At 39.5% G+C, this 18,271-nt stretch carries 18 protein-coding genes, 1 tRNA gene and 1 pseudogene; 6 read left to right on the top strand and 14 right to left on the bottom strand.

What is annotated here, in order from left to right; all coding sequences use genetic code 11:
• Positions 1 to 463 precede the first annotated feature (463 nt).
• The 5 genes and pseudogenes from rnr to BAQ48_RS04295 all read right to left on the bottom strand — a co-directional run.
• Positions 464 to 2,582, bottom strand: a pseudogene (rnr, locus tag BAQ48_RS04315) (ribonuclease R); the annotation flags it as partial.
• A 187-nt stretch (positions 2,583 to 2,769) separates the two neighbouring features.
• Complete coding sequence (gene estA / locus BAQ48_RS04310) at positions 2,770 to 3,510, bottom strand: carboxylesterase (RefSeq protein ID WP_000761971.1); 741 nt, start codon at positions 3,508 to 3,510, stop codon at positions 2,770 to 2,772.
• Between the two features lie 161 nt (positions 3,511 to 3,671).
• Positions 3,672 to 3,905 carry a preprotein translocase subunit SecG gene (gene secG / locus BAQ48_RS04305; RefSeq protein ID WP_000557263.1) on the bottom strand — a complete coding sequence of 78 codons (234 nt, stop codon included), beginning with the start codon at positions 3,903 to 3,905 and terminating at the stop codon, positions 3,672 to 3,674.
• Positions 3,906 to 3,999: 94 nt separating this feature from the next.
• Positions 4,000 to 4,692 carry an LrgB family protein gene (locus BAQ48_RS04300; RefSeq protein ID WP_000078297.1) on the bottom strand — a complete coding sequence of 231 codons (693 nt, stop codon included), beginning with the start codon at positions 4,690 to 4,692 and terminating at the stop codon, positions 4,000 to 4,002.
• On the bottom strand, positions 4,689 to 5,057 hold the full coding sequence (locus BAQ48_RS04295; protein ID WP_071710101.1) for a CidA/LrgA family holin-like protein: 369 nt from the start codon (positions 5,055 to 5,057) through the stop codon (positions 4,689 to 4,691). Before BAQ48_RS04295 ends, BAQ48_RS04300 begins: the two co-directional genes overlap by 4 nt.
• A gap of 284 nt (positions 5,058 to 5,341) precedes the next feature.
• On the opposite strand from BAQ48_RS04295, the gene BAQ48_RS04290 reads away from it, so the two are divergent.
• The gene (locus BAQ48_RS04290; RefSeq protein WP_071710100.1) at positions 5,342 to 6,292 is read left to right on the top strand and encodes a nucleoside hydrolase; all 951 of its coding nucleotides are present in this window, start codon (positions 5,342 to 5,344) and stop codon (positions 6,290 to 6,292) included.
• Positions 6,293 to 6,342: 50 nt separating this feature from the next.
• Here BAQ48_RS04290 and eno read toward each other — a convergent pair whose 3' ends face one another.
• From eno to BAQ48_RS04245, 9 genes are all read right to left on the bottom strand, one after another.
• The gene (gene eno, locus BAQ48_RS04285) at positions 6,343 to 7,638 is read right to left on the bottom strand and encodes a phosphopyruvate hydratase (RefSeq protein ID WP_000103949.1); all 1,296 of its coding nucleotides are present in this window, start codon (positions 7,636 to 7,638) and stop codon (positions 6,343 to 6,345) included.
• A gap of 30 nt (positions 7,639 to 7,668) precedes the next feature.
• Positions 7,669 to 9,198: a 2,3-bisphosphoglycerate-independent phosphoglycerate mutase gene (gpmI, locus tag BAQ48_RS04280; RefSeq protein WP_016079762.1), complete on the bottom strand. Its 1,530-nt coding sequence runs from the start codon at positions 9,196 to 9,198 to the stop codon at positions 7,669 to 7,671.
• Positions 9,195 to 9,950, bottom strand: coding sequence for a triose-phosphate isomerase (tpiA, locus tag BAQ48_RS04275; protein ID WP_071710099.1), 756 nt, complete (start codon positions 9,948 to 9,950; stop codon positions 9,195 to 9,197). The genes gpmI and tpiA overlap by 4 nt, the downstream gene beginning before the upstream one ends.
• A gap of 32 nt (positions 9,951 to 9,982) precedes the next feature.
• Complete coding sequence (locus BAQ48_RS04270; protein WP_001036352.1) at positions 9,983 to 11,167, bottom strand: phosphoglycerate kinase; 1,185 nt, start codon at positions 11,165 to 11,167, stop codon at positions 9,983 to 9,985.
• Between the two features lie 139 nt (positions 11,168 to 11,306).
• Positions 11,307 to 12,311 (bottom strand): type I glyceraldehyde-3-phosphate dehydrogenase, encoded by a 1,005-nt coding sequence (gap, locus tag BAQ48_RS04265; protein WP_000161236.1) that lies wholly within the window; start codon positions 12,309 to 12,311, stop codon positions 11,307 to 11,309.
• Between the two features lie 27 nt (positions 12,312 to 12,338).
• Positions 12,339 to 13,367 carry a gapA transcriptional regulator CggR gene (gene cggR / locus BAQ48_RS04260; protein WP_001258182.1) on the bottom strand — a complete coding sequence of 343 codons (1,029 nt, stop codon included), beginning with the start codon at positions 13,365 to 13,367 and terminating at the stop codon, positions 12,339 to 12,341.
• Between the two features lie 135 nt (positions 13,368 to 13,502).
• Positions 13,503 to 13,748, bottom strand: coding sequence for a glutaredoxin family protein (locus tag BAQ48_RS04255; protein ID WP_071710098.1), 246 nt, complete (start codon positions 13,746 to 13,748; stop codon positions 13,503 to 13,505).
• 9 nt (positions 13,749 to 13,757) lie between these two features.
• Complete coding sequence (gene rpoN, locus BAQ48_RS04250; RefSeq protein ID WP_071710097.1) at positions 13,758 to 15,065, bottom strand: RNA polymerase factor sigma-54; 1,308 nt, start codon at positions 15,063 to 15,065, stop codon at positions 13,758 to 13,760.
• Between the two features lie 258 nt (positions 15,066 to 15,323).
• A tRNA-Arg gene (locus BAQ48_RS04245) sits at positions 15,324 to 15,399 on the bottom strand.
• A 204-nt stretch (positions 15,400 to 15,603) separates the two neighbouring features.
• Here BAQ48_RS04245 and BAQ48_RS04240 point away from each other — a divergent pair.
• The 5 genes from BAQ48_RS04240 (at position 15,604) to spoVAE (ending at position 18,261) form a co-directional block, all read left to right on the top strand.
• Entirely contained in the window at positions 15,604 to 15,810 is a 207-nt protein-coding gene (locus BAQ48_RS04240) for a DUF1657 domain-containing protein (protein ID WP_000216166.1), read from the top strand.
• A gap of 93 nt (positions 15,811 to 15,903) precedes the next feature.
• On the top strand, positions 15,904 to 16,392 hold the full coding sequence (locus BAQ48_RS04235; RefSeq protein WP_071710096.1) for a YhcN/YlaJ family sporulation lipoprotein: 489 nt from the start codon (positions 15,904 to 15,906) through the stop codon (positions 16,390 to 16,392).
• 28 nt (positions 16,393 to 16,420) lie between these two features.
• Positions 16,421 to 16,897 (top strand): stage V sporulation protein AC, encoded by a 477-nt coding sequence (gene spoVAC, locus BAQ48_RS04230; protein ID WP_071710095.1) that lies wholly within the window; start codon positions 16,421 to 16,423, stop codon positions 16,895 to 16,897.
• Complete coding sequence (spoVAD, locus tag BAQ48_RS04225; RefSeq protein ID WP_071710094.1) at positions 16,898 to 17,914, top strand: stage V sporulation protein AD; 1,017 nt, start codon at positions 16,898 to 16,900, stop codon at positions 17,912 to 17,914. It abuts the gene before it with no gap.
• Positions 17,911 to 18,261, top strand: a complete 351-nt coding sequence (gene spoVAE, locus BAQ48_RS04220) for a stage V sporulation protein AE (protein WP_000575919.1) — start codon at positions 17,911 to 17,913, stop codon at positions 18,259 to 18,261. The genes spoVAD and spoVAE overlap by 4 nt, the downstream gene beginning before the upstream one ends.
• Positions 18,262 to 18,271: the final 10 nt, after the last annotated feature.

Raw genomic sequence — 18,271 nt, 5'->3', positions numbered from 1 at the left:
GCTTAGAATGTGAGGTGGATGGAGCTTCTGACCTTGAGGCGCTCTTTGCCTCTCTGGGAAGAAGCGAAGCCGCCGAACATTCTAGCCACTGTAGCTGGATTCTAATAAAAAGCGAAAGTGGCTCGCTCTCAAGTCACCAATAAAAAGAAAAAGGCCCCGCTTTTCATCAAAGCGAAGCCACCCTCTTCTTACTTACGCTTTTTCTTTTTCTTCTTGAATCCTGGTACGTTTTCGAAGAATGCTTTCTTCTTCTTGCCGTTACCATCTTTTTTCCCTGACTGGCTAGCAGATGTGGAAGTGGATGCTGATGCTGATGCTGCCCCTTTTCCTTTGCCTTTACCGCCACGGTCAAACTTTCTTCCTGTACCGCGTTCACCGCCGCGCTCATTACTGCGCTCGCTACGTCCACCGCGTTTCTTTCTGCCTGTTCTTGGCTGTTCGATAACGACTGGACGATCTTTGAACTTACGGCGTGGTGTGCCTTTCATGCCAACGATTTCAAAGTCGATTGCGCGCTCGTCTTTGTTTACGTTAATAACGCGAATTGTAATTTCGTCACCGATGCGGAATACGTTACCTGTACGTTCCCCGATCATTGCGAAATGCTGCTCGTCATAACGGTAATAATCATCCGTTAAGTAGCTAACGTGTACAAGGCCTTCAATAGTATTTGGAAGCTCTACGAATAAACCGAAGTTTGTTACAGAGCTAATCATACCGTCATACTCTTCACCGATCTTATCAACCATATACTCTGCTTTTTTCATTTCGTCTGTTTCACGCTCAGCTTCAACAGCACGACGTTCCATATTCGAAGAGTGCTCTGCAATCTCAGGTAAGTTCTCACGCCATTTTGCTTGTGTTTCGTTGTCGACTTTACCGTTAATGATGTATTCACGAATCAATCTATGAACAATCGTATCTGGGTAACGACGAATTGGTGATGTGAAGTGCGTATAGAACTCCGTTGATAAACCGAAATGTCCTAAGCTATCCGAATCGTAACGTGCTTGCTTCATTGAACGAAGCATAACTGTTGAGATTACTACTTCTTCTGGTTGCCCTTGAACCATTTCAAGAATTTGTTGCAGTGCACGAGGGTGTACTTCGTTCGCACGTCCTTTTACTGCATATCCGAAGTTTGTTACAAACTCGAAGAAACGCTCAAGCTTATCTTCTTTCGGATCTTCATGGACACGGTACATGAATGGTACGTTCATCCAGTGGAAGTGCTCTGCTACTGTTTCGTTCGCAACAAGCATAAATTCTTCGATTAACTTCTCTGATACAGAACGATCACGCATGACCACATCAGTCGGTTTTCCTTCTTCATCTACTAATACTTTCGCTTCTTTAAAGTCAAAGTCAATTGCACCGCGACGCATACGTTTTTCACGTAAAATTTGAGCTAGTTGCCCCATCTCTTTAAACATTGGTACTAACGGCTCATAACGCTTAATTAACTCTTCGTCTTCATCTTCTAAAATGCTTCTTACGTCAGCATACGTCATACGCTCTGTCGTTTTAATCACACTTTGGAAAATCTCGTGTTTGACAACATCACCTAGATTGTTGATTTCCATTTCACAAGATAATGTCAGACGGTCTACTTTCGGATTTAATGAACAAATACCGTTAGATAGACGATGCGGAATCATCGGAATTACACGGTCAACAAGATATACACTCGTCGCTCTCTCCGCTGCTTCCACATCAATCGGAGAACCTTCTTGCACGTAATGACTTACATCCGCAATATGAACACCAAGTTTGTAGTTACCGTTCTCAAGCTTCGTTACTGTAACAGCGTCATCTAAATCTTTTGCGTCTGCGCCGTCAATCGTTACAATCATTTGGTCACGCAAATCACGGCGATCTTTTAAATCTTCTTCTGAAATCGTTTCTGGTACACTGTTTGCGTGCTCCATCACTTCTTCAGGAAATGCTAAAGGTAAATGATGTTTATGGATAACAGATAAAATATCTACTCCTGGGTCATTTTTATGACCTAGAATTTGAATAACTTCACCTTCTGCACTTAAACGATTCTCTGGATAGCTCGTAATTTTCACAACTACTTTATGACCTTCTACAGCACCCATCGATGCACTTTTCAAGATGAAAATGTCACTTGTCCAGCGCTTATTGTCAGGTATAACAAATCCGAAGTTTTTTGATTCTGTATATGTACCAACTAGTTCTTTCGTTCCACGTTCTAAAATACGTACAATTGCACCTTCTTGACGTGAACCGCCTGATTGTGAACTAACGCGTGCTAATACTGTATCGCCATGAAGTGCACCGTTTAATTCTGTAGGCGGGATGAAAAGATCATCATCTCCTGTTTTCTTCTCTTCTGGCACAACGAATGCAAAACCACGTGCATGTCCAATTAACTTACCGCGTACTAAATTCATCTTTTCAGGAAGACCATAACGGTTGCTACGTGTACGAATAACAAGCCCCTTCTCTTCCATCATTACAAGTGCCTTTACAAAATCTTTAAAGCCTTCAGAACCTTCAATTCCAAATGCCGCTTCTAATTCTTGTATCGTTAACGGTTTATACGCTTCTTCTCTCATGAATAATAATAATTTATCAATATGTTCTTGTATGATTTCTTCCAAGCAGAAATACCTCCTTTAAACCCTTATATTATTTAGTGTATCCGAAAGATGGGGTATGTATAAAGCGAAACTTTAATACTCCCCTAATGATTTTTACAGTTTTCACAAAAAATTCCTTATGAAAAAAAGAGGCAACTAGATCTTACCAATCTAGTTGCTCCAAGAAGTTATATACATCCTCATGTAGCTCGTCACGTTGCTTATCAAGTGTAATGACATGCGTAGAGTCTTCATACCATTTAATGTCTTTTAACGTAGATTCTACACCGTTATAAATAATGTTAGCACTATCTGTATTAATCATTTCATCATGACGCGCTTGTACAACAAATGTTGGGGCATAAATCATATCCACATTGTTACGTACGTCAGCAATTAGCTCTTGTAGTGCTTTTAATGTATTCATCGGTGTCTTTTGGAATTCCAACATTTCTTGTTCAATTTGCTCTGGTGATTTTTGCTCACGTTTTTTATATTCGCGGGCATATGCCAATATACCTTGGTACATCGTTTCTTCACTCTTAATATACATTGGTGCACACATTGGTACTACACCTAAAACCGGTACTGTATAACCTAATTTTAAAGAAAATACGCCGCCAAGTGATAATCCAGCAACAGCAATTTTCTCAAAGCCTTTATCTTTTAAAAGCTGATATGCTTCCATTACGTCTTGCCACCAATCTTCAGGACCTGTATGAACAAGCTCTTCTGGTGGTACACCGTGCCCTTTAAAAATTGGCGCATGACAAGTGTAGCCTTTCTTCTCTAAGAAACGCCCTAACATACGTACATCAGCTGAGTTTCCTGTGAAACCATGTAGTAATAAAACAGCGCGGTCTCCACCCTCAAATGTAAATGGTTTCGGAGATGCTAATTTCATCATGTACTTCTCCTCTTTCTCTTCTGTAATCTAGTCGTATTCTTTCTATATCTAGTGTACCATATTTATATTTCTATAATCTAATTAGAAACATCTTTCAAATGGCAAAATAAAAAAAGAAGAACCATTAGTACAACTTACTAACGCTTCTTCTTTCAATTCTATAAATTTAAGTACGTAACAGCAATTGTTAATACGAAGAATAGAACAGCTAAAACAATTGTAATACGGTTTAATACTGCTTCAATTCCACGTGCTTTTTGCTTACCAAATAATTGCTCTGCACCGCCTGAAATTGCACCTGAAAGGCCTGAGCTATTACTAGACTGCATAAGTACCATAACAATCATTAAAATCGATACAATAATAAGTAAAACGGATAATAACGTATGCACTTGGCGTACCTCCTACAAAGATTCAGTTATTTTAACTGTAGCATAAATTCTATAGAAAAGCGAGAGCTATAGAGTCGCTCTCGCTTTTCTTCTATTACATAAACATCATCGCAAATAACGGGCCAAGCACACATGTTAAAATAGCTGTTAATGTCATTGTTACCGATCCAATAACACCTTCATGTTCATTATTTTTCATCGCTCTCATAACGCCCATAATATGAGATGCACAACCAAATCCGATCCCTTTACCAACTGAATTTGTAACGCGGCTCCATTTTAATAAAAGTGGGCCTGTAATTGTTCCAGTAATACCTGCAATAACAACGAAAGCTGCTGTTAAGGAAGGTACTCCACCAACTTGCTCTGAAACGCTCATCGCAACCGGCATTGTCACTGATTTTGGTAATGAAGATAAAATTAAGCTTTTATCTGTCCCCATAAGTGAAGCAATAACGAAATCACTTGCGATTGCAACGGTTGTACCTACTAAGACCCCACCCGCAATCGGTACAACATATTTTTGCAGTACATGACGCTGTTTATACAGCGGAATTGCGAATGCTACAACACCCGGTCCAAGTAACTGCGCAATCCAACCACCACCGCTTTCCATATAATTTTGATAAGGTATATCAAGCACTATAAATATGAAAGCCATTAATCCTGTCGCTACAAGCATTGGAATAGTAAATGGTGTTGGAAATAATTTATAGATTTTTTTAGATAATTGATATAATAGCACCGTAAAAAGAACCCAACCAATTCCGATTAATATTTGGCTCATCGTGACTCTCTTTCCTCTCTATTCGCAAGATATTGCCCTGTATGTCCTGCGACAATAATAATTAAAAATGTACTCGCTACAATTGTAATGAAAAGGGAAATTCCTTTACTCATAAAAAAAGCACCGTAATTCATTAAGCCAAGTGTTGGCGGAATTAATAAAAACGGCATAACAGCGACGAGTGTTTCTGCTCCTACATCAAACCATTTCACAGGTAGAACTTTCAAGCTCAGTAAAACAAGTAAAAGAAACATCCCAATTAAACTTCCTGGAATCGGAATATTCAACATTTCCTGCACCCAAGTTCCAACCATATAAAATACATACAAAGCAGCAATTTGGACAAGAATCTTTGTAAATTTCATGTTCATCATCCCTCATGTTTATACGATCTTCTCTTAATATCTTTATCATAGTATAAATTGTAAAAAGCTGCAATTTATCAACTTGACAGCAAAAATAGCCAATGTTACACGCTTACAACCTTGATATGACTGCATTTTCGAACGAAAAATAAGTCAAAAGCATTGACCTAATATAAAAAGTTTTTATTTTCTGAATTTATCGAGTTGCTATTTCAAGAAAATAATCTTTTTATTCTTATTATCCAAAAGCTTACATATACATTAACAAGATAGGTGGTGAACTTATGCCAAAAAAAGTTCTCATTTTTTGTGATCCTGGGATTGATGATACGATGGCTCTCCTCTTAGCGTTTTTTATCGATGAAATAGAAATCATCGGCATTGTTGCTGATTACGGCAATGTTCCGAAAGAAATGGCCGTACAAAATGCTCATTTTCTTACGAACGAAACAAAGGAGAGAAATATCAAGATATTTGGTGGATCAGAACGTCCACTTACTGGTGCCCCTCCTGCATTTTTTACAGATGTACACGGGAAACAAGGGCTCGGGCCAATTATTCCAAAGGGGAATGTGACTAACGGAGATATGGAGAATTTTTTCGAAGTTATTCCTCTTATTGAACAGTATAAAGATGAATTAATCATTGTAAGTTTAGGAAGACTTACCTCTCTGGCGATTTTATTCATCGTATGTAAAGAGTTAATGAAACAAATCAACTCTTATTACGTAATGGGTGGTTCCTTTTTACACCCTGGTAATGTTACCCCTATTTCTGAAGCGAACTTTTATGGCGATCCTACTGCTGCTAATATAGTCCTTCAATCTTCACCTAACATGTACATCTATCCATTAAACGTCACCCAGTATTCCATCATTACACCAGAAATGGCTGAATACATTGAAGCAAAAGGAAAGGCCCCACTCGTTAAACCTCTTTTCAATCACTATTACTATGGATATTATAAAAATGCTTTACCACATTTAAAAGGTTGTCCATTTCATGACACAATTCCCATACTCGCTTTATTTGATAACACTATGTTCACTTATCACAAATCACCTATCGTTGTCATGACAGAATCTTATGCACAAGGAGCAAGCATTGGCGAATTTCGCTCTTTAGGAGAATCTAAACCATTTATTGATTGGCCAAGTCATCAAATCGCAATTGATTTTGATTATAACCGCTTCTTTAAACATTTCATGTCACTTATGACGGATGAGCAATTTTAGCATAAAAAAACAGACCGTGATTTCTCACGGTCTGTCGTTATTTTCTACAATTATCGTTTGATGTTGTAGAAAGATTTGATACCATCGTAAACAGCGATTTCGCCTAGTTCGTCTTCGATGCGTAATAATTGGTTGTACTTAGCAATACGGTCAGTACGGCTCATAGAACCAGTTTTGATTTGGCCAGCGTTAGTTGCAACTGCGATGTCAGCGATTGTAGCATCTTCAGTTTCACCAGAACGGTGAGATACAACTGCTGTGTAACCAGCACGTTTAGCCATTTCGATAGCTTCGAAAGTCTCAGTTAAAGTACCGATTTGGTTAACTTTAATTAAGATTGAGTTAGAGATACCTTTTTCGATACCTTCAGCAAGTTTTTGAGTGTTAGTTACGAATAAATCGTCACCAACTAATTGTACTTTATCACCGATACGCTCAGTTAATAATTTGTGACCATCCCAGTCGTTTTCGTCTAAACCATCTTCGATAGAGATGATTGGGAAGTCTTTGCAAAGCTCTTCGTAGAAATCAACCATTTCTGCAGAAGTTAAGCCAGTACGGCCTTCGCCTGCAAGGTCATATTTACCAGTTTCTTTGTTGTAGAACTCAGATGAAGCAACGTCCATTCCTAAGAATACGTTCTCGCCAGCTTTGTAACCAGCTTTTTCGATAGCTTCAATGATTACTTCTAGTGCTTCACGGTTAGAACCAAGGTTTGGAGCGAATCCACCTTCGTCACCTACTGCAGTGTTAAGACCTTTGTCATGTAATACAGCTTTAAGTGCATGGAATACTTCAGCACCCATACGGATTGATTCTTTGAATGTTGGAGCACCAACTGGTAAGATCATGAACTCTTGGAAGTCTACGTTGTTATCAGCGTGAGAACCACCGTTGATGATGTTCATCATTGGAGTTGGTAATTGTTTTGCATTGAATCCACCAAGGTAACGGTATAATGGAAGACCTACGAAGTCAGCTGCTGCATGAGCTACTGCCATAGATACACCAAGGATAGCGTTAGCGCCTAGTTTACCTTTGTTTGGAGTGCCATCTAATTCGATCATAGCACGGTCGATACCAGCTTGGTCAGTTACGTCGAAACCAACGATTTCTGGAGCGATTGCTTCGTTAACGTTGTTTACTGCGTTCATAACACCTTTACCAAGGTAACGAGATTTGTCACCGTCACGTAATTCTACTGCTTCGTGCTCACCAGTAGATGCACCACTTGGTACGATAGCGCGTCCGAAAGCGCCACTTTCTGTGTAAACTTCTACTTCTACAGTTGGGTTACCACGAGAGTCAAGGACTTCGCGAGCATAAACATCAATAATTGTTGACATAATAAATTCTCTCCTTTTTATATAAGCAAATTATTTAATAATTGTTTTACCTGTCATTTCTTTCGGTTGTTCCACATTTAAAAGCGTAAGCATTGTTGGGGCGATATCTCCTAAAATACCACCTTCACGAAGCTCTACATCATTTTTTGTAACGATGAAAGGAACCGGGTTAGTTGTATGGGCTGTCATTGGTCCACCATCAGCAGTTAACTCCTGATCAGCATTACCATGGTCAGCAGTAATAAGTGCTACACCATCTTTTGCAAGAATTGCTTCTACAACTTTTCCTAAACATTCGTCAGTTGCTTCTACTGCTTTAATTGTTGGTTCCATCATCCCAGAATGGCCAACCATATCACAGTTCGCAAAGTTAAGAATGATAACATCATGTTTATCATTTTCGATTTCATTTACTAAAGCGTCCGTTACTTCGTAAATGCTCATTTCAGGTTTCAAATCATACGTTGCAACCTTCGGTGAGTTAATTAAAATACGCTCTTCTCCTGGGAATTCAGCCTCACGACCACCGCTAAAGAAGAATGTAACGTGCGGATACTTTTCAGTTTCCGCGATGCGAAGTTGCTTTAATCCCGCTTGCGCAACAACTTCACCTAAAGTGTTATCAAGGTTCATTGGCTTGAATGCCACGTAACCATCTACAGTTTCACTGAAATGTGTCATACAAACGAATTCAGGAATGTGAGGTACTTTTTCACCACGATCGAACTCACGGAAGTCTTCGTTTGTAAATACACGAGCAATTTGAATTGCACGGTCTGGACGGAAGTTATAGAAGATAACTGCATCATCATCATTGATTGTTGCAACTGGCGTGTTATCTTCGTTAACAATTACAGACGGCAATACGAATTCATCATAGATACCGTTCGCATAAGAGTCTTCTATACACTCTTCTGCTGATTTATAAGTAGGGCCTTCACCATTTACCATAGCACTGTAACATTTTTCAACGCGATCCCAACGCTTGTCACGGTCCATAGAGTAATAACGACCAGAGATAGTCGCGAATTGTCCTACTCCTGTTTCTTTAATTACTTCATTCGTTGCATCGATATAACCTTTTGCTGTTTGTGGTCCAACATCGCGGCCATCTAAGAATGCATGGATATAAACTTTCTCCACACCTTCTTTTGCTGCTAAGCGAAGAAGAGCAAACATATGGTTCATGTGACTGTGCACACCACCATCAGAAAGTAAACCGAATAAATGAAGAGCAGTACCTTTTTCTTTCACGCTTTTAATTGCATTTTGGAACGTTTCGTTCTGATCGAACTCACCTTCACGAATTGCAACGTTTACGCGTGTTAAGCTTTGATATACAATGCGGCCAGCACCGATATTTAAGTGACCAACCTCAGAGTTACCCATTTGACCTTCTGGAAGACCTACTTCCTCACCACATGCTGTAAGCGTTGTATGAGGGAATTTGTTCCAGTAACCATCAAAATTAGGTTTCTTAGCTTGTGCTACAGCATTCCCATGAGTTTCTTCACGTAGTCCGAAACCGTCAAGGATGATTAAAGCTGTTGGCTTTCTCATTTTACCGCCCCCAGAAGACCTAAGAACGAAGCAGGCTCTAAGCTAGCACCGCCAACTAAAGCGCCGTCGATGTCAGATTGTGCCATATACTCTTTAATGTTTTCTGGTTTTACGCTACCGCCGTATTGAATACGAACAGCTTCTGCAGCTTCTGTAGAAACAGCTTCTGCAACAACTTTACGGATGTGCGCACATACTTCGTTTGCATCTGCAGAAGAAGAAGATTTACCTGTACCGATAGCCCAGATTGGCTCATAAGCGATAACAGTTGCTTTAACTTGCTCTTCTGTTAAACCTGCAAGTGCTTTTGTTACTTGACCTGCTACTAGATCAAATGTTTTTCCGCTTTCGCGCTCTTCTAAAGTCTCACCACAACATACGATTGGTGTTAAACCATGTTCAAATGCTGCGATAGTCTTTTTGTTTACTGACTCATCTGTTTCAGCAAACATTTCACGACGCTCAGAGTGGCCAAGTACTACGTAGCCTACTTTTAAGTCGCTAAGTGCTACTGGGCTAATTTCGCCAGTGAATGCACCATTTTTTTCGAAGTGCATGTTTTGTGCACCTACTTGTAAATCAGTTCCTTCAGTCGCTGCTACTAAGCGCTCTAAGAATAGAGCTGGAGAGCAAACTACTGCATCAACAGCTGAAGCTGCTGGGATTTGACCTTTAACTTCCTCTACGAAGCTAACTGCTTCAGATAGAGTTTTATTCATTTTCCAGTTACCTGCGATAATTGGTTTACGCATGCTTTGCACCGTCCTTTTTCTTTGGCTGCTACTTATTTGTCGTTAAGACAAACTACACCTGGAAGCTCTTTGCCTTCCATGAATTCTAATGACGCACCGCCGCCAGTAGAAATGTGGCTCATTTTATCAGCCATACCGAATTTTTCAACAGCTGCTGCAGAGTCACCACCGCCGATAACAGAGTATGTATCTTCTGCATCTGCTAATGCTTGTCCTACTGCTTTTGTACCTTCTGCGAATGGAGTCATTTCGAATACACCCATTGGTCCATTCCATACAACAAGCTTAGAGTTTTTAATTACATCTGCATAAATTTCACGTGTTTTAGGACCGATGTCCACGCCTTCCCATGTAGAAGGAATAGAGTCGATACCAACGATTTGAGTCGTTGCAGTTTCAGAGAATTCCTCAGTGATTACAACATCAACTGGCATGTAGAAGTTTACGCCTTTTTCTTTTGCAAGTTGCATAAATTCTTTAGCTAGTTCAATCTTGTCATTTTCACATAAAGATTGACCAATTTCATGACCTAAAGCTTTAACAAATGTGTAAGCAAGTCCGCCACCGATGATTAAGTTATCTACTTTATCTAATAGATGACGAATTACACCGATTTTATCTTTTACTTTCGCACCACCGATGATAGCTGTGAATGGACGTTCTGGGTTAGAAAGTGCTTTACCAAGTACATCTAACTCTTTTTCCATTAATAATCCAGATACTGCTGGTAGGTAGTCTGCGATACCTGCTGTAGAAGCGTGAGCACGGTGAGCTGCACCGAATGCATCGTTTACGAAGATGTCAGCAAGAGCTGCAAATTCTTTCGCAAGTTCTGCATCGTTCTTTTCTTCGCCCGCATAGAAACGTACGTTTTCAAGAACTAATACGTCGCCTTCGTTCATTGCTGCAACCATTTCTTGTGCAACTGGTCCGAATGCTTCGTCTGCTTTTTTAACGTCTTTACCAAGAAGCTCGCCTAAACGTGCTGCTACTGGAGTTAAACGCATTTCTTCTACTACTTGACCTTTTGGACGGCCTAAGTGGCTTGCTAAAATAACTTTCGCACCTTGCTCTACTAAATATTGAATTGTAGGAAGAGCTGCACGGATACGAGTTTCATCTGTAATTTTGCCTTCTTTCATAGGTACGTTGAAGTCAACGCGGCAAAATACACGCTTACCTTTTAAATCTACGTCACGAATTGATTTTTTGTTCATTGGTTTTCCCTCCGACTACTAGTTAGGATTGACAAAACCCATTCAAAAGCTTAACACATTTGCTTCTAAAACGAAAGAAGAGAGAGAGGGAACAAACCCTCTCCCTCGTTTTGTCATTGATAACTTATATAATTAAGAATTAAAGACCTTTTGAAGTCATGTAAGCTGCTAGGTCTACTACACGGTTAGAGTAACCAGTTTCGTTATCGTACCAAGAAAGTACTTTAACCATGTTACCTTCCATTACCATTGTAGATAATGCATCGATTGTAGAAGAAGCTGTACATCCGTTATAGTCGATAGATACTAATGGCTCTTCGCTGTATCCAAGGATACCTTTTAATTCGCCTTCAGCTGCTGCTTTGAATGCTGCATTTACTTCTTCAACTGTTACTTCTTTATCAAGTTCAACAACTAAGTCAACTAGAGAAACGTTAGCAGTTGGAACACGTACAGCGCCACCGTTTAGTTTACCTTTAAGTTCTGGTAATACTAATGCTACAGCTTTAGCTGCACCAGTAGATGTTGGGATCATGTTTTCAGCTGCTGCACGAGCACGACGTAAATCTTTGTGTGGTAAGTCTAAGATTTGTTGGTCGTTAGTGTAAGAGTGAATTGTTGTCATCATTCCGCGTTTTACGCCGAATTTTTCGTTTAATACTTTAGCGAATGGAGCTAGACAGTTTGTAGTACAAGAAGCGTTAGATACTACATTGTGGTTAGCTGCATCGTATTGCTCGTGGTTAACACCCATAACTACAGTGATATCTTCGTCAGAAGCTGGAGCTGAGATGATAACTTTCTTAACTGATCCACCTAAGTGTTTTTCAGCGTCTGATTTTTTAGTGAAACGGCCAGTAGATTCTACTACTACTTCTACTCCGTAGTCGCTCCATGGTAATTGAGCTGGGTCACGCTCAGCGATAACTTTAATTTCTTTACCGTTAACAACGATGCTGTTTTCGTTAGCAGATACTTCTGCATTTAAAGTTCCGTGAACTGTGTCATATTTTAAAAGGTGAGCTAATGTTTTAGCATCTGTTAAGTCGTTGATTGCTACTACTTCTACCTCTGAGTTGTTAAGAGCTGCGCGGAATACGTTACGTCCGATACGTCCAAATCCATTAATACCAATTTTAGTCATTTGAATTTCCTCCTTGGGGGATTATATTTAAAGGGTAATACCCTTTGTTAACTGTTTTGCTGCACCTTCATCTGTAATTAGAATTGAAGTGTGCCCTTGTTTAATTACAGCCTGTATTGCCTTTGCCTTTGAAGAACCTCCAGCGACTGCAACAACGTGAGATACATTTTGTAAATCCTCAAGTTGCATACCAACTGTTCTTACTTTATGAACAACATTTCCTTGTTCATTAAAGTAGTAACCGAAAGCTTCGCCAACTGCTTCGCTTGCCTGAATCTTTAACCAATCTGCTTCTGAAGTATTTCTGCGACGTGCCATTGTTAACGCATCACCTATTCCATGAATGACGATATTGGAAGATCGAATCAACTCAAGAACTTCTTTCACGGAAGGCTCTGTCACAATAGACGCATATGCTTCGCTACTAACATGGTCTGGAACATACAATAAGCGATAATTACTCATCGTATTTTGCGCCATTTTGGCACAAATGGTATTGGCTTCTAATTCAACACCTTCTCCAATTCCACCACGCGCTGGGACAAATAGCATATGTAAATCTTTGCAATCAAGCTGCATCATGTCCGCAGCAGCAGCTAGCGTAGTTCCTCCAGCCACAGCAACGATATTATTCGCTGTCAGACGGTCTTTTATACAAGTCACACAAGCACGGCCCATCTCCAGTTTGACCCAAGGCGATTCATCACTATCACCAGGGACAACGAAAACTTCATCCAAGTCTAATGTTTCCTTAAGTTGTTTTTCTAAAACCTTTAACCCGGAAATTTCTTTCATAAAGTCTTCCAAAGCAAGAACTAAAGCTGTTCCTTCTTCTGTCAATGTCATTCCAGAAGAAGCGATGTGAACTAAGTTCTGTTCTTTCAAAACTTGAACTTCACTTCGCAATACTCGTTCTGTCATACCGAGACTTGCTGATAAGTTTCTTCTTCCAATCGGCTGCATAAGCCTAATGTACTGAAGAATTTGCATTCTCGTTTGCATAACAGGTAGCAGATCAGGTAATAATTTTTTTGTATTCTGAATCCATGAGCGCATATCTTTTCTCCTCACTACATTGGTTCATTCTCTCTCGTGGTCACTTTATGTCCCGTAGTGACATTTTGTGTCCCACATAGATTAAAAAAATAATCCCTGCTACGTGTATTATTGTAACAGGAGATAGAAACTTATTCAACTCTTAACTGCATTCTTTATATAGTTTATTATGACACCTTTGTGAATGTTACCATATTCTACTTGTTTTCCGCCTATTTCTACAACCGGAATCATTAAGTGATATTTTTCTAAAAGGTCATTATCTTCATATATATCTATTTCCTTGATTTGAAAAGAATATTCACATTGTACTTCTTGTAAAACTTGTTTCGCCTGCACGCAAAGGCCACAATCTGTTTTTGTATACAGTACAACTTCCATCTTTTTCACCTATCCGATCGTTTTTCGTAATGACGAAGCTGGAATGTGCATTTGTTCTCTATACTTCGCCACTGTTCTTCGAGAAATAACAATTTCATGCTCTTCTTCTAACAATTTTGAAATCTTTTGATCTGAAAGTGGCTTTTTCTTATTCTCTGCCTCAACGAGCGTTTGAATAAATCGTTTCACACGCTTTGTAGAAACTGCCTCATCTTCAGTCGTCGAAACAGCATTGCTAAAGAACGATTTCATCTCAAATAAACCGTGTGGTGTTTGCACATATTTATTTCGCGTTGCCCGACTAATTGTAGACTCATGCACGCTTAACTCTTCCGCTACCTCTTTTAAAGCAAGTGGCTTTAAATGTTCTGGACCTTCCCAGAAGAAATCCCGTTGTTTTTCCATAATAATAGTCATCACTTGCAGAAGCGTTTGTTTTCTCTGTTTTAAACTGCGCATAATCCACTGCACATGCTGATACTTTTCTGATACGTAAGACGCTACTTCACTTTCACTATTATTAAGAAGTGCACTATACTCAGAATGAATTTCAATTCTCGGCATATTTCTCTCGTTCATCTGTAAAACGAGACGATCGCCATCTTTTTTCACCGCCATATCAGGCACAATATAAAGTGGTTTATCAGAAGAAAACGCAAGACCTGGTTTTGGTTGCAATGCCGTAATGCAGTTCACCGCTGATTGCAATTCCTCATTACTACATTTCAACACTTGAACGAGCTTTCGCCAATCTTTCTTCACGAAATAAGCGAAGTGATCCTCTATAACCTCTTCCGCTAATCCATTACGCCTTTGTAAGCGCTTCAATTGCAAAGTTAAACATTCCTGAATATTACGTGCCCCTACCCCTGCTGGCTCCAGTGATTGGACAAGCTCTACAGAGCGGTCTACTACATGAATCGATGCAGAAAGGAGGCTTGCTAACTCTTCATTCGTTTCTTGTAAATACCCATTTCCATCCATGTTCATAATAATGAAAGAAGCTACTTTGCGCTCTTCTTCATCTATTTTATAATACTGTATTTGATTTAATAAATGTTGCTGAATCGTTGTAGAATCCACACTGTAGATTTCCATCTGATTCTCGACTTGTTTGCTGGTACTTTTACTTGTGTTAGAGCTCTTTTTCTTCTCCCTCTCAAAACCACCTAACTCAATAAGGGGATTCTCTAACGATTGCTCATACAAAAACTCCGATAATTCTTGTACATTATACTGAAGCATTGTAATCGCTTGCCTTAACTCTTGTGTCATTGCCAAACGTAAGCTTTGTTCTTGTAAAAGACTTGCCTTCAAACTAATCTCCCCCTTGTTTCTATTGTACAATAAGTTTGGTAAAAGGAGAATGCTATCACAGACACCCATTCCAAAATATTATTAATTTATATGTATTAATGAGATTTACAACTTACAACCGAAATTTGAATAATATTGAAAGAAAATAATAGTGTAATTAAATTATTACCACATACTAATAGTAAATCTTATTACTAGATATAACAAGGGGCAATAAAAAAAGACCTGAACTTACAAATGTAAGTTTAGGTCTTTTGACGCGCCCAGAGGGATTCGAACCCCCGGCAGACGTGGTACCGGAAACCACCGCTCTATCCGACTGAGCTATGGGCGCATGATTATAGAAAACACTTCATTTTCTTTTCATAATAATAGCAATAAAATCCATTTAAATCAATAAAAATATCCCCTTAACCCTTTATATACCTTATCTAAAAACATATCAAGCATATCCCTCCCCTAAATTTTCCAATCATATTTTCACCCCAATTCACAAATTATAACTTTTGAATTGATATTCCAAAGGGGGCTTCATTCAATGACTGTAATTACGAAACTAAAGCAAACTGTTTCTGGATTAAAAAGTGCACAAGCTAGCTTAGAGGGATTCGCTCTTGATACGGATAACCAACAAGCTAAGCAACTTTTCCAAACAGCTGCGCAGCAAACGCAAACGATTATCGATTCTTTAAATCCACGCGTGGAAGAAGTCCAGCAAGAAGAACCACAATACTCACAGCAATAACGGATTCGTTATGCTGTGAAATAGAAAAAGGATGATATGCAGTCATCCTTTTTCTATCACATTACATATTGCAATAGAAATGGAATGATTATAATGCGAAAACTCGGAATCATAGCCGCGTTATTTGTGCTCCTAATCGGTTCACTTACCGGATGCGATAATAGCCCGTTAGATAAAAAAGTAAAGAAAGAAGAAGCGAAGCGAACAGATGAGAAAAAGGGCCCTAAATTAACAAAAATGAGTACAGAATCCTTTAATCAATCTATATCGCAAGACGCTAAGAAAAAAGCTCTTGCTATGGAAGGAATTATAGAAGCTACCGCAGTTAATACAAATTTAGATCTTTACATAGCCATCAAACCTGAACATCACGAAAGATTTGGTTTAAAGCCTTTACGAAGTAAATTAAAAAAGAAGCTAAGTGACGAAAACCCTACTTTCGATATTCGTGTCAGTACAGACAAAAAGATCTTTATGCTCATAGAAGAACTTGAAAACAAAATTAAGAACAAGAAAGTAAGCAAGGATGGCATTAAAGATCAATTAAAACTCATTCAATCAGAAATGGGTTCTAATATTTAAGCTTTCTAAAAGAGAAGGAAGGATTCAAATGTCTAGTAAAGATAAAAATTTAACACCTGTGCAACAAGAATATAAAAAATTTGAACAACAGCGCGAACCGAAGCGCCCCGTTTTAAAAAATTGTATAAAAGCTTTTTTCGTCGGCGGATTAATTTGTCTAATAGGCCAACTGATTTCTACCTTTTACATTACTTATTTCGATTTCACCGAAAGATCTGCCGGGAATCCTACAGTTGCAACTCTTATTTTTATCTCTATGCTACTGACGGGATTTGGCGTCTACGATCGCCTTGGGCAATTTGCTGGTGCTGGTACCGCAGTTCCCGTTACTGGATTTGGAAACTCTGTTATTGCCGCATGTATCGAACACCGAACAGAAGGATTTGTCCTTGGTGTTGGCGGTAACATGTTTAAACTAGCAGGATCGGTTATCTTATTTGGTGTATTTTCCGCTTTCGTCATCGCACTTATTAAAACGATTCTTGTTCAATGGGGAGGGCTATAAATGTTACAAGGACACCGAACATGGGTATTCGAAAACAAACCAGTTATTATCTCAACAGGTGTAGTCGGTGGCCCCTTTGAGGCAAAGGGAAAAATCCCTGAAGACTTCGATACCCTTCATGAAGATTTATGGCTCGGACAAGATTCCTACGAAAAAGCACATAAAATTTTGTTTGAAGAAGCTTGTAGCCGTGCTACAGAAAAAGCGAGACTTCGGAAAGATGATATTCAATTCGTTCTCGCTGGAGATTTAATTAATCAAATAACTCCAACAAGCTTCGCATGCCGCACACTAGGCACACCTTATCTCGGTTTATTCGGTGCTTGTTCTACCTCTATGGAAGGCTTAGCACTTGGGGCAAGTATCGTAAATGCAAAAGGCGCGAAATATTTATTAACTGGCGCTTCAAGCCATAATACTGCTGTAGAAAAACAATTCCGCTATCCAACTGAATACGGTGGCCAAAAACCTCCTACTGCCCAGTGGACAGTTACCGGAGCCGGAGCTGCTATTTTGAGCGATACTGGACACGGACCTAGGGTAACATCTGCAACAATCGGGCGAGTTGTTGATATGGGATTAACCGATCCATTTAATATGGGGGGCGCGATGGCCCCCGCTGCTGTCGATACAATTGAAGCTCATTTAAGAGAAAGAAATCTCGATGCGTCTCACTACGATTTAATCGTAACAGGTGACCTCGGACACGTCGGACGCGAAGTTGCTTATGACTTACTACATAAACACGGGACAAAAGTAACAAGTGAACAATTTCAAGATTGCGGACTACTCATTTATAGAGAAGGTCAACCGGTAATAGCCGGCGGAAGTGGCCCAGGCTGTTCAGCAACAGTCGTGTACGGACATTTATTAAATAGAATGAAAAGGGGAGAATTCAAAAAAATACTCGTTGTTGCGACAGGTGCATTACTATCTCCCCTTACATTCCAACAAGAAGAAACGATTCCGTGTATCGCTCACGCCGTTTCGATTGAATTTGGAGGTGCAACGCAATGATTTTTTTCTGGGCTTTCGTCATTGGCGGACTTATATGTGTAATCGGCCAACTTATGTTTGATGTCGGCAAACTAACCCCCGCTCATACAATGGCCACACTCGTTGTTGCCGGAGCTATATTAGATGGATTCAATTTGTATGAGCCATTAATTGATTTCGCTGGGGCTGGGGCAACTGTGCCTATTACAAGTTTTGGTAACGCTCTCGTTCATGGCGCGATGGAAGAAGCTGCAAAACATGGCATCGTTGGCGTTATTACCGGCATGTTTAAAGTAACGAGCGCCGGTGTATCCGCAGCTATTATTTTCGGATTCATTGGTGCATTACTATTTAAACCGAAAGGATAAGAGGTGTTTA

Source organism: Bacillus luti (assembly GCF_001884105.1).
Lineage (GTDB): Bacteria > Bacillota > Bacilli > Bacillales > Bacillaceae_G > Bacillus_A > Bacillus_A luti.
This window is presented reverse-complemented; position numbering and strand designations above follow the sequence as displayed.

Coding starts and splice junctions, on each gene's coding strand:
- estA (WP_000761971.1), bottom strand. CDS start 3,510: ATGAAATTAGCATCTCCGAAACCATTTACATTTGAGGGTGGAGACCGC.
- BAQ48_RS04300 (WP_000078297.1), bottom strand. CDS start 4,692: ATGAGCCAAATATTAATCGGAATTGGTTGGGTTCTTTTTACGGTGCTA.
- BAQ48_RS04295 (WP_071710101.1), bottom strand. CDS start 5,057: ATGAAATTTACAAAGATTCTTGTCCAAATTGCTGCTTTGTATGTATTT.
- BAQ48_RS04290 (WP_071710100.1), top strand. CDS start 5,342: ATGCCAAAAAAAGTTCTCATTTTTTGTGATCCTGGGATTGATGATACG.
- eno (WP_000103949.1), bottom strand. CDS start 7,638: ATGTCAACAATTATTGATGTTTATGCTCGCGAAGTCCTTGACTCTCGT.
- gpmI (WP_016079762.1), bottom strand. CDS start 9,198: ATGAGAAAGCCAACAGCTTTAATCATCCTTGACGGTTTCGGACTACGT.
- tpiA (WP_071710099.1), bottom strand. CDS start 9,950: ATGCGTAAACCAATTATCGCAGGTAACTGGAAAATGAATAAAACTCTA.
- BAQ48_RS04270 (WP_001036352.1), bottom strand. CDS start 11,167: ATGAACAAAAAATCAATTCGTGACGTAGATTTAAAAGGTAAGCGTGTA.
- gap (WP_000161236.1), bottom strand. CDS start 12,311: ATGACTAAAATTGGTATTAATGGATTTGGACGTATCGGACGTAACGTA.
- cggR (WP_001258182.1), bottom strand. CDS start 13,367: ATGCGCTCATGGATTCAGAATACAAAAAAATTATTACCTGATCTGCTA.
- BAQ48_RS04255 (WP_071710098.1), bottom strand. CDS start 13,748: ATGGAAGTTGTACTGTATACAAAAACAGATTGTGGCCTTTGCGTGCAG.
- BAQ48_RS04240 (WP_000216166.1), top strand. CDS start 15,604: ATGACTGTAATTACGAAACTAAAGCAAACTGTTTCTGGATTAAAAAGT.
- BAQ48_RS04235 (WP_071710096.1), top strand. CDS start 15,904: ATGCGAAAACTCGGAATCATAGCCGCGTTATTTGTGCTCCTAATCGGT.
- spoVAC (WP_071710095.1), top strand. CDS start 16,421: ATGTCTAGTAAAGATAAAAATTTAACACCTGTGCAACAAGAATATAAA.
- spoVAD (WP_071710094.1), top strand. CDS start 16,898: ATGTTACAAGGACACCGAACATGGGTATTCGAAAACAAACCAGTTATT.
- spoVAE (WP_000575919.1), top strand. CDS start 17,911: ATGATTTTTTTCTGGGCTTTCGTCATTGGCGGACTTATATGTGTAATC.